Source organism: Spirochaetota bacterium (assembly GCA_034190085.1).
GTDB lineage: Bacteria > Spirochaetota > UBA4802 > UBA4802 > JAFGDQ01 > JAXHTS01.
Map to the genome: position 1 here is coordinate 132,966 of JAXHTS010000068.1, position 11,356 is coordinate 144,321.

General features: G+C 34.8%; 9 protein-coding genes and 1 pseudogene. 5 read left to right on the plus strand and 5 right to left on the minus strand.

Features of this window, described 5'->3' with window-relative positions; translation table 11 throughout:
* Positions 1-65: 65 nt before the first annotated feature.
* From SVZ03_13800 to SVZ03_13810, 3 genes are read right to left on the minus strand one after another with little or no spacing between them, the layout of a single operon-like run.
* Positions 66-431, minus strand: coding sequence for a DNA polymerase ligase N-terminal domain-containing protein (locus tag SVZ03_13800; protein ID MDY6935283.1), 366 nt, complete (start codon positions 429-431; stop codon positions 66-68).
* Positions 428-2,506 carry a ribonuclease R family protein gene (locus SVZ03_13805; GenBank protein MDY6935284.1) on the minus strand — a complete coding sequence of 693 codons (2,079 nt, stop codon included), beginning with the start codon at positions 2,504-2,506 and terminating at the stop codon, positions 428-430. Before SVZ03_13805 ends, SVZ03_13800 begins: the two co-directional genes overlap by 4 nt.
* A gap of 22 nt (positions 2,507-2,528) precedes the next feature.
* Entirely contained in the window at positions 2,529-2,891 is a 363-nt protein-coding gene (locus SVZ03_13810) for a hypothetical protein (protein MDY6935285.1), read from the minus strand.
* A gap of 510 nt (positions 2,892-3,401) precedes the next feature.
* On the opposite strand from SVZ03_13810, the gene SVZ03_13815 reads away from it, so the two are divergent.
* The 4 genes from SVZ03_13815 to SVZ03_13830 all read left to right on the plus strand — a co-directional run bounded on the left by SVZ03_13815 (position 3,402) and on the right by SVZ03_13830 (position 7,897).
* Positions 3,402-4,592 (plus strand): 6-phosphofructokinase, encoded by a 1,191-nt coding sequence (locus SVZ03_13815; protein MDY6935286.1) that lies wholly within the window; start codon positions 3,402-3,404, stop codon positions 4,590-4,592.
* Positions 4,593-4,640: 48 nt separating this feature from the next.
* The gene (locus SVZ03_13820) at positions 4,641-5,096 is read left to right on the plus strand and encodes a hypothetical protein (GenBank protein ID MDY6935287.1); all 456 of its coding nucleotides are present in this window, start codon (positions 4,641-4,643) and stop codon (positions 5,094-5,096) included.
* Between the two features lie 169 nt (positions 5,097-5,265).
* A complete protein-coding gene (locus tag SVZ03_13825; protein ID MDY6935288.1) occupies positions 5,266-5,703 on the plus strand; it encodes a peptidylprolyl isomerase in 438 nt (145 codons plus the stop codon).
* A gap of 448 nt (positions 5,704-6,151) precedes the next feature.
* Complete coding sequence (locus SVZ03_13830; GenBank protein MDY6935289.1) at positions 6,152-7,897, plus strand: vWA domain-containing protein; 1,746 nt, start codon at positions 6,152-6,154, stop codon at positions 7,895-7,897.
* A gap of 230 nt (positions 7,898-8,127) precedes the next feature.
* Here the strand turns inward: SVZ03_13830 and SVZ03_13835 are convergent, their stop codons facing one another.
* Positions 8,128-9,309, minus strand: a complete 1,182-nt coding sequence (locus SVZ03_13835; protein MDY6935290.1) for an acetyl-CoA C-acetyltransferase — start codon at positions 9,307-9,309, stop codon at positions 8,128-8,130.
* 895 nt (positions 9,310-10,204) lie between these two features.
* Between SVZ03_13835 and SVZ03_13840 the strand changes: the two genes are divergently transcribed.
* Entirely contained in the window at positions 10,205-10,939 is a 735-nt protein-coding gene (locus tag SVZ03_13840) for a pyridoxine 5'-phosphate synthase (protein ID MDY6935291.1), read from the plus strand.
* A gap of 113 nt (positions 10,940-11,052) precedes the next feature.
* Here SVZ03_13840 and SVZ03_13845 read toward each other — a convergent pair.
* Positions 11,053-11,232 (minus strand): annotated as a pseudogene (locus SVZ03_13845) (IS481 family transposase).
* Positions 11,233-11,356: the final 124 nt, after the last annotated feature.

The following is an 11,356-nucleotide window of genomic DNA, read 5'->3' on the forward strand; positions in this document are numbered from 1 at the left end:
AATTTATCCAAATCCTAAAGCTTAATAATTTTGCACCAATTTGTTGGATTTATCTTATGTCCCCCTTAGCTTTGATCTATTGAGAAATAGCAAATGGAGTAGATATTCTGTTCAATGTTTTTAATAAGGATTTTCCCATTTAGCATCCTTCCATAAAGGGTAATCTCAATCCTTTCGTTATTAAATGAGATCGCCTCATAATTGCCTGAATCAAAGATGCTGACATTCCCCCTATTGCTACTTAACGCTCCCTCAAAGGAAAGATACTCCTTTCTGTGATTTTGAATCCTCTCAACCTCAATCATTTCGCCTTTCAAGAGAGACATAATCTTATCTGTAGAGACATGCCAAGTCAATAGAGACTTGCCATATTCTATCATAAGGTCATAGTGATCTGTCCCATTTGTATGATGAAGGATTACAAATTTCATATAACATCAAAATCTATTCTCATAGTATCGACATTTACATCCATCAACCTAACTCGAAGTGTATCCCCAAGCCTGAATCTCTTGCCAAGCCTTTTCCCAACAACTATAAATTCATCCTCTTTAACAAGGTAATAATCATCTGTAAGATATCTTAATGGAACCATCCCCTCAATCGGTTTATCCGCTAGGGTAACATAAAATCCCATCTCAGCAATACCACTGATTATCGCGTTAAATTTTTCGCCGATTCGATTGCTCATCAATCTGCATGACAGAAGTTTTATAAGGTCTCTCTCAGCGCTCTGAGCAATTCTCTCCATCTCCGAACTCTTTTCGCCAATAATCTTAAGCTCATCAATATTATATAGTGATGGGGATTTTTCGATGTAGCTTAAAAGGCAACGATGCACAATTAGATCTGGATATCTTCGAATAGGTGATGTAAAATGAGTATAATCCCTGAATCCCAATCCAAAATGACCAAGGGGCTTTACTCCATAATATGCCTGCATAAAGGATTTCAGGATAACAAAGTTTACAACCTGCTCATATTCCTTTCCTGCAACATCGTCGATTATCCTTTGGATTACTATTCCAATATTATCTGATTCCTTAAGCATCAGGTTAAGAGACCTTAAGAAATTTTTTAAGTATAACAATTTTTCATCACTTATGCTCTCATGGACCCTGTATAATGTTGGGATATCGTTGTCCCTTAGAGTCCTTGATACGACCTCATTGGCGCTAAGCATAAACTCTTCAATAATAACATGACTCTTCAATCTATGGGAATAATCTATATCCCTGACGTCATCCACACTGCAGTTAATCTTAATATCCTCCAGAGATAGATCTATGCGACCCTCAGACCTCCTAATCTGTCTCAGCATCACCGCTAGTGTGTACATCCCCTGTAATAGTGTCCCCAATTGGGTTTTCTTGTTTTGTTGAATAATCTTGTCAACCTCTTCATAGGTTAATCTTTTATTTACAATAATCAATCCCCTATGATAATGGATATTTATCTGCTTGCCATTTTTATCAAACACAATTTCTACAGAGAGTGCAAATCTCTCCTCACCCTCTCTAAGGGAACAAAGATTGTTGGATAGGATTTCGGGAAGCATGGGAATAACATGATTGCTGAGATAAAAACTATTGCCGCGTTTTTGTGCTTCTAGGTCCAGTTCTCCATCTTTTTTGATAAAGAAGGAGACGTCAGCGATATGAATATAGAGCTTATATTCGTTTTGAGAGGTTTCCAGCGATATTGCATCATCGAAGTCCTTAGCATCCTCTCCATCGATGGTAATAGTAAAAAGCCCCCTATAGTCTTTCCTCTTTATTGATCTATCCTGATGAATATATTCGGAAATATTACTCAATTCCTCATAATTCCTATGAGGCCCTGGGAGAGAATGCTTCAATATGATTCTTTGGACATCATGTTCTTCATCTGAAGATAACAATTTTTCAATTGAACACATAGGATGTTTAGAACTCGAATCTTTCAGCATTTTTACTATTGCATAGTCGCCTATCTCTGGTTCTTTATCATGCCTCTTATAACAGGCCTCTGGTTCACCCTTTGTGTCTAGTAGTTGAAAATGGATATTTCCCCTTGTTTTATTTATTACCCTCGCAAAATAGACATCTTTATTTCTATTTAGGATGCTTTTAATTTGACCAAAGAATAAACCCCTCTTGAATTCTATTATTTCAGCCTTTACGAGATCATTGTTATGAGCCCTATTCATGAAATCCCTTTTAATAATAATCTCTCTCTCATCTTCTGTTATTAAAATTCCGTTTCCACTATTATTGATCTTTATAATACCCTTGAGAATAAAACTTGGGGATTTAACATAACTCTTTTTATGTTTATATATATATCCAATAGAGACAAGTGCTTGAAGCACTTGGGTTATTTTATTAACATCATTACCTTTAATATGCTTCTTTTTCCCTTTTTTTTTGGTTTTTATATTAATTAATTTTTTAATGAGGTGATTGACGGTAAATGGGGTAGATAAACTCTTAATGTAGGAGATTATTGTCTTAGAGGAGATGGGCATGCTTAGGTATGCTTACAGATATTTATGGATTGATATCATCTATTTTGTTTTCAGTCTTGTTGTTAATAGAATCATTGACATCTGGTTTTGCTTCTTTTCTAATTTCATTAATTTCTTCTCTTTTCGTTTGAATAGCCCTCCTGTATTCCCTGATTTTCTCCGCATGTTCACCTATAAATTGATCACTTGAATCAAATGAGGTTGTTCCACTATCCATTTTTTCTATAATATATTCACCGATCTTCTTTTGAGTTTTTTCAATATCATCTTCAGACCGTTTAATATCTACAGTTAGTTTTGCTATTTTTGAATATCTTTCCGTGCCCCTTACAACCCTATCGCTGAGGTTTAAAATCATTTGGCCTGCATTTTTAATCATACTCATAAGATTCTCCTGAATTCATATTGTCGATTTCTTTAGGTATAATTTAGCCATTTACATATAAATCAACCTTGAATTTGATTTATATGTAAATGTTGATTTTGTCAATAATAAATATTGATTATTTCTAAATTAGCATGAAACAGAATATCGGGAGAATTCCTACTTGTTATGATTAAGATAGGCGTCTTTAATTGACAATTGGTCTAATCACATCCTCGAGGTATTGAAGATGTGAAGAGTATATATAAAAAAAATAATTGCGAATAATTAAATAGTTGCTTTTATTTGAATTTATATTTAATTTTGTGGAGAATTTGAAATTAACCCCTATGAATATTACATTGATTGTTAGGAGTAAGACAAGATCATTCATATCTATTTGAATATGTGATTTGGAGTATACACTAATCCTAAGCAATGAGAGGGGAAGGGTGACTCTCTTTATTCAGTAATCACTTATTCAGTATTGAGAAGGTGTAAATTACTTAATAGACAACAAAAAAATAATTTATGAAACCAACGCATAAGAAAGTGGGGATTATCTTTTCAGGAGGTCCTGCACCAAGCGCTAATTCAGTAATATCAACTACAGCAATAAATTATTTAGAAAATAAAATACCTGTTATTGGAATTTTTTATGGATATGAGTTCATTCAGAATTTTGATAAGGACAATCCGGTAATCACAAGGGATATTCATTATACAGAGATTGGCTACGAAATTACCCGGGTACGAAATGAAAGAGGAGTGTATCTCAAAACATCAAGAGCAAATCCTGGAAACGACATAAAGACAAGAGAGGATTTGACGAATTTGAAGAAAAATGAGAGGCTTCGAAATATAATTGATGCCTTTGATTATTTGGAAATTGGGGCATTAATATCCATAGGTGGTGATGATACTTTAAAAACGGCCAATTTCCTCCATCTCAGTGGTTTTCCAGTTATACATATACCAAAGACAATAGATAATGACTACTATGGCATTCCCTGGACCTTCGGATACTGGACTGCTGTTGATACGGCCCAAAAAATAATGTTGAATATCAAGGCAGATGCACAAGCAACAAATAGCTATTATATCGTTGAATTAATGGGAAGAAAAACGGGGTGGATTACATATGCTGCAGGGATTGCTTCTGAGGCAATAATGATGATCTCTGCAGAGGATATTGAGGAGGATACATTAAATGTAGATGTAATAGCCAATGAGATTGTAAACACTATTATTGACAGGGAGGAACATAAAAGACCCTATGGCGTTATTGCGATTTCTGAGGGACTAGTCGATAAACTGCCTATAGGCTTGATTCCCAAAACAACAGACAGACATGGGAACATTCAATTGGGGAAGGCTAACATCGCTAGATTTATGGCCTTTAGGGTAGGAGAGATATATAGCGAGAGGACTGGGTCAGAAATAAAGATTACTTCTAAGCAGATAGGTTATGAGACAAGGGCCGCGGCCCCCATCAGTTTTGACGTTGTTTTAGCTGGAATGCTAGGATATGGAGCCTATAGATTCTATTCTGAGAATATGTTTGGGGTGATGGTTTCAGTTACAGATAATTTTAATCTAAAAGCTGTCCCATTTGATGAATTAATAGATTCAAATACTCTGAAAACACGAATACGTGGAGTTCCAAAGGGAAGTGACTTTTATGCCTTAAAAGAGAGGCTTTCATTTAGAAGATTTATTTGAATATCGCCTTTCACTTATAATAAAACAAATGTATTGGAGGTTTATATTATGAAAAGGTTATTAATAATTGGAATCAGCTTGCTTGCAGTCTTATCCTTAAGTTCATGTTCCAAAAATCCCAGTGATACTCTAGGGGATGTGCAGAATTTATATAAAGTAGACAAACATGAGGAGGTAAAAGATTATTATACTGAGGGCAGCATCAAGGCCATGGAAGAGCTAAAAAAGCTAGTACCTGATTCCCAAAAAGGGGGAGTTGAAATTGATAAGAAGTTTGTGTCAGGAGCTATATGGGAGGTTATTGAAGAAAAAATTGATGGTGATATGGCAGAGATAAAGATAAAATATACTGATCATCCAGAAGAAAACATGAAGGGACTTGAGATTACGTATAATATGAAAAAAGAAAATGGCAGATGGAAAATAGATATGGAAAAGGAACTTAATGAGAGCATTAAAATGATAAAAGGGATGAATGAAAAGATGAATTTTTTTAAACAATAAAGCGAAATTTCATGTTAATGTGAGTAGAATTAATTAAAATGTTCATACTAAAAAATAATGGACAACCTTTCTTTCAGTATTTTTGTTATAATCTGATGGATATTCGTATTTATTTTTATCACAATCTCCTCAACATTTTTTAGTATTACGTTTAATTGAAGGGAATATCATGATTATTGCCAAAGATGCAGTAGTAAGTATACATTATATACTAAGGGATTCTGATGGAAACGAATTAGAGAACACCTATGATGGTAGACCATTTGAATTTGTTTTCGGCAAAGGAATGGTTATACCAGGTTTAGAAAAGTCTATAGAGGGTCTAAAAGCAGGTGATGAGAAGGACTTTGTTGTACCTCCTCAGGAGGGTTATGGGTTAAGGGATAAGAACCTTGTGATAAAATTACATCGCAAAGAATTACCGGATGATGATATTATCATTGGCAGGGAATTTAGAAAGGTTTTTTCAAATGGAGAGACAGAGATATATAAGATTACAGGATTCGTTGAAGATTGGGTCTATCTTGATAAAAATCATCCATTAGCTGGCATTGATCTACATTTTGAGGTTAGAATAATCGATGTTAGACCAGCTATTGCTAGTTAACAATAAATAATTTACCAATTGTTAATCTTTACATCATAAGAAGCAAAGAAATTTGTGTGAAGATTAAATCTTATTACATTCTACAAAAATACTATAAATACTCTTTTTTTAAAAATTGATTGCCTAAACATTGAATTATAGTGTTAATGGTAATATACAAATTATGTGAATTGGATTATTATTTTTTAATTTGCATAATAAAGAGCAACTCTACCTTGAAGTGATTTCTGAAGAAATTTATAGAAGAATATAATCGGATTTGTAGAGCGAATTAACGATATAAAAGACTTTCTAAGAAATAATTTAATAACTATCATTCTGTTTTGTTAAAGGGGCGAACACTATAGCAAAGATTTGTCATAATAGTGTAGGTTCATAAGGGGGGGAGTTCATTTTACACCTCAGGTGTATTTGAAATTTTCAAGAAAACATAGAGGAGAGGTGAGTTATGGCAGTATGTGGAGTAGCATTACCAGGTGTATTGACAACAACTGAGATTTCAGAACAGCTGACTCGTTTATTAGAGCCTTTCGAGGATGCAATCTCTGATTATTGGCGAAGAAATAAATCAATGACAGAATCAATAGAATTATCAAACGCTTTACGAGCTCTTAGAAAGGTTGCTGGACATCTTGGTCAAAATGTAGGCCGAATTGAGTGGTCAGGAATGACCCAAAATCCATTGTCTGCAATTGTTTTAGATCCAAGTTTAATAATGGGAGCTTATCCTATTGTTCCTCAAAAGTTTGATTATCTTGTTGGAATTGTCGCTCATGAATCTCTTCATAAGATCGAATGGAGTGATCATGTATGGAAGAAAATTGATCAAGAAATAAAAAAATGGAAAACCATTGAAAAAATTATATTTCATAAGATAGTATATGTCGGCGAGAATATCTATATTGATAAAATATCTGAGGAGACCGTATTCGGACTCTATACTAGAGTATATAGAAATGTAGAATTCAAAAAAATTGAAAATAGTTTAAAGAATGATATAAGAACTCTAGAAGAATTAGTTTATCTTTGGTGGAAAGATTCCTTTGGTGATAAAACTAATACCTTTAATTTTGATGATTATAAAGAACCACTAGCACTGTTAAACAATGCCACGCATGGGCTTATTGCCATTAGGCAGAATACTAAAGGCGTTACAGCGCGTTGTGAAGAACGCTTTCGATTATATATGCAATTATGGGAAGATATTAAGAATCTCATTTCAACGTGGGATGTGATAGAAAAGGTATTGTCATGGTATCCACCAACTGAAGTAAGGGAGGCCAAAACCACTAGTAAGAAGAAATCAAAAAAGCCGGTATTATCACCGCGTACTATCCAGGAAATTGAGACAAGGCTTGCTATTGGTTCAGCAGATATTACGCCAATTATTCGTTCTGTAGTTGGTGATGACCCTGATATTATCCCAATTACCAGGTGGGATTTTAACATTCCAATACAACCAATTATAGATCGGCATTTTGTTTCTCGACTCAAGACAATATTTCAGGATTATGCTGATAGGAAGGTTTTATTGAATCGTGGGCTTACAAGTGGCAAGGTGGATAAATCAAGGTTATATCGTGCCCCAATAAATGGTAGATGTTTTATGTATAAACAGGCAATTGCTGAACTGGATTGGAATATATGTTTACTCATTGATGCTAGCGGTTCTATGAGGGGGCCAAAATGGAAAATGGTTGAAAGCACAATTGCTACAATCCATAAGGCTCTATCAGGTTTTCGTATAGGATTGCAGGCTTATGGTTATTTTGAATCGGATAAGGTATGCATGCTTTCCAGCCTAATTAAAGGGAAGGATTTGCTTTCAATACCACCAAGTGGTTTGACAGCCTCAGGAGAGGCTATCATTGGGGCGGCCTATTTTATACCAGATGATGGCAGGAGAAAATTTTTAATTCATGTAACAGATGGTGAATCAAACTTTGGTAGTGACGTGCAGCATGCTATCAATTACTGCCGCTCTAAAAGGATACATCTTGTAACCATAGGATGTGGATATAAAGATCGTGAAGAGATGTCAAAACAATATGGGAAGACCATTCAGTTTCTCGATCACTTCGGTCAACTACCTAATAAACTTGAAAGCTTATTGAGATGGACTCTCCTATATGAAAAGGACAGATTGCCTGTAAATTTTGCTAAAAGGATCAATAAATTAGAGGCAGCAAGTTAAATTCGATAGGTCAGATAAATATCGGATAACACTATTCGATCAACTCGAAATTAATCAAATTAAAAAAGCATAAACAGATAATTCATTTCAAAAAAGAGCTATCGATCGAAAGTGGATGATATATTATCTTAGCTTTTACACGATTATCTCTATTTGATGATCTAGTAATATTCCTTTGGCATCATTTAAGAGTATGGCTGTAGGTTGTAAGGTTTATCTATAATCTTTATTTAAGGCCGTTTTATTATCATAGCAACTCCTTCTCCCCCTCCCAAACATAGGGATGCTAATCCAACTTGTTTGTCTTGACGGATCATTTCATATAGTAAAGTAACTAACACACGGCATCCGCTTGCGCCAATTGGATGTCCAAGGGCCACACTACCACCGTTAACATTGACTTTTGATGGATCAAGTTGCAGTTCTTTCAAAACAGCGACCGTGGAGCCGCTAAAAGCCTCATTGACCTCAAAGAGATCAACATCATTGATATCCATACCCTCCTTTTTCAGGCACTTTGGAATTGCAAGAATAGGAGCAACAAGCACATACTTCATTTCAAGACCAGCAGATGCTTGTGATCCTATGGTTGCTAAAATGGGACATCTCATAGCTTCAGCCTTCTCGCGCGACATTACAACAACTGCTGCTGCACCGTCAGCAATAATAGAAGAATTTCCTGCAGTTGTCAGACCTTCCTTTTTGAATGCTGGCTTCATTTTGGAAAGCAGCTCATAAGTGGTTTCCCGTGGGCATTCATCTTGCTTAAAGATTATGGGTTCGCCCTTTTTCTGCGGAAGCCTTACAGATACAATTTCATCATCAAATCTTCCCTTTTGTATAGAAGCAATGGCGCGGTGATAGGATTCTTCTGCATATTTATCTTGAGATTCACGACTAACATTATACTTTTCTGAACAGAGTTCATTAGAAATTCCCATATGAAAATCATTAACAATATCCCAGAGACCATCATGAAGCATATGATCTCGAATAATACTATCCCCCATCCTGTAACCAAAACGTCCCTTTTCCAGATAATAAGGCGACATACTCATGTTTTCCATTCCACCAGCAACCACAACATCCGCATCACCAACTTGAATTGCCTGAGATGCAAGCATCACCGACTTCAGAGCAGAACCACATACCTTATTTATAGTGAGACATTCGACCTCACTTGGCATTCCAGCACGCTCGGCCGCTTGTTTGGCAGGGTTTTGACCATATCCACATGGCAAGACCAAGCCCATAATAACTTCATTCACATCTTTTTTCTCAATCCTAGCCCGTTTAATTGCTTCCTCAATCACAATGGCTCCTAGATCAGTAGCACCTGTGTTTGTAAAAGAACCATTGAAACTTCCTATTGGAGTTCTCACTGCGCTTACGATTACAGACTCCCTTTTCATTAATTCCTCCTTAAAATATCCTACCTTAATAAACGACTTTATGCAAAAGAATTATTTATTATGGATATAGATTCAATTTTTGAAATTAGAATGTCAAGAACATCAGTTATGATTACCAATTTTTCTTGGCAGTTATTGAGATGTAAATCAGCGGAAATAATTTCTTGACAACCACTTTCATAGAAATAATTATCTAAAAATTGATTGCACCCAGAAAAATAAATTTAGAGCTTATTTGATTTTTATCAAATGTAGGAATTAGAAAGTGATTATGCGCAAATATATCTAAACTGCAATCTTTTCTTACTTTTAAATACATTTAATTCATATGCTAAATGGGATTAAGCTTAGTTTTAAAGGAAAGGGTTAGGCAATTTATGATGACAAAATAACTAATCCATTGATAGATGGATAAACGATTCGAATTTATTCAGCATCTATTGGGAATTTAAGTAGTGATAATAGTCATGCCTATTTTTTGATGAAAGCTCGATAGTAATGACATTGGGGAAGCAATTGAGTTAGGAAAATTGGTAATCCTTGTATCGCTTCAATGAAAATGGGAAAATAATTTAACGAAATTAAGTTGGAAAACCTCCGATAGATTATATTACCTTAATTATTATAAGGCCGAAATATTATTTATATGATTATTTCACTGAAGTCCCTCGCAAATAAAGGGGATTTCAGTGAAATAATCATTCATACTTTATGTATAATATTTTATTACGAAATTTCAATCATAAAAATTACTATCTTAATTTTCTTTGAAAAAAGTCCCATTTCATTGAAGCGAGACATCCTTATAAATAAGGTAGCAGTAAATGATGATAAACTGGGTAAATATTATGATGTTGAAGGATTTTTATAGTAACAAAATATGATAATAATCTAAATGACAAAGTTAAGTGTAAATCTGAATAAATTTGCATTGATAAGAAATGCTAGAAATATTGGAATTCCTAATGTCATTCATATGGCAATAAAGTGTATCTCCGCAGGAGCTCATGGAATAACAGTCCATCCACGTCCAGATCAGAGACACATTAAACCTTCTGATGTATTTGAGCTTGCAGAGTTGCTGAGAGACTATCCAGAGATTGAATTTAATATAGAAGGAAACCCGTTCCCCGAATTTATAGAATTAGTACAACAAATATTACCAACTCAATGCACTTTAGTCCCCGATGCGCCAAATCAACTAACATCAGATCATGGCTGGGATTTATTTACTGATGGGGAAAGGATACGACCAATTATTAAGCAACTAAGGGATAAGGGAATAAGGGTTAGCCTATTCATGGATACTGAATTAAGTCAAATTGAACTTGCAAAGGATATTAACAGTCACCGCATTGAGTTATATACTGAACCCTATGCTAGGGCATTTGGTACAGAGAACCAGGACGATGTGTTTTTCAACTTTGTTCAAGCTGCTAAGAAAGCCCAGGAGATAGGTTTGGGTGTTAATGCAGGTCATGATCTAAATCTTCAAAATGTTAGTCTACTATGCTCCATCCCTGACATTTTAGAAGTATCCATTGGACATGCGCTTGTTGTAGAGGCATTTGATTTTGGTATAGAGCATACCATTAGACAATACTTAAAAATTCTGGGACATTTGAAATGATCTGTTAGTTATATACAATCGAGTGTTGCATGGGTATTGATACTTGTCAATGTGTGGTCAGGGTCTACACTTCTAATGAATTTTTTTCTATACGCGGGTCATGTCACTTTGTACTAGCCAGCATTTAATCTGACACTCTCATTTCCTTTTGTTGTCTGTAAGTTATTATCCAGCATCTTTTCTATAGCAATACTTTTCGAATCTAAAAATGTTTGCATAAGCGTTTTTCCGAAACAATATTTACCAGTATGTGTTCTCTCAACATTATATTCTTTTATCCAATTGTCAAGATCTTCTGTCTCGCTTCAATGAAATGGGACAATAATACCGAGAAATTAAGTTGGTAAATCCTCCGAGAGTAATAACCAGTAGGACAAGATGCAAGAGAAGCGAGTTAGACGGAGATATACAGCTGAG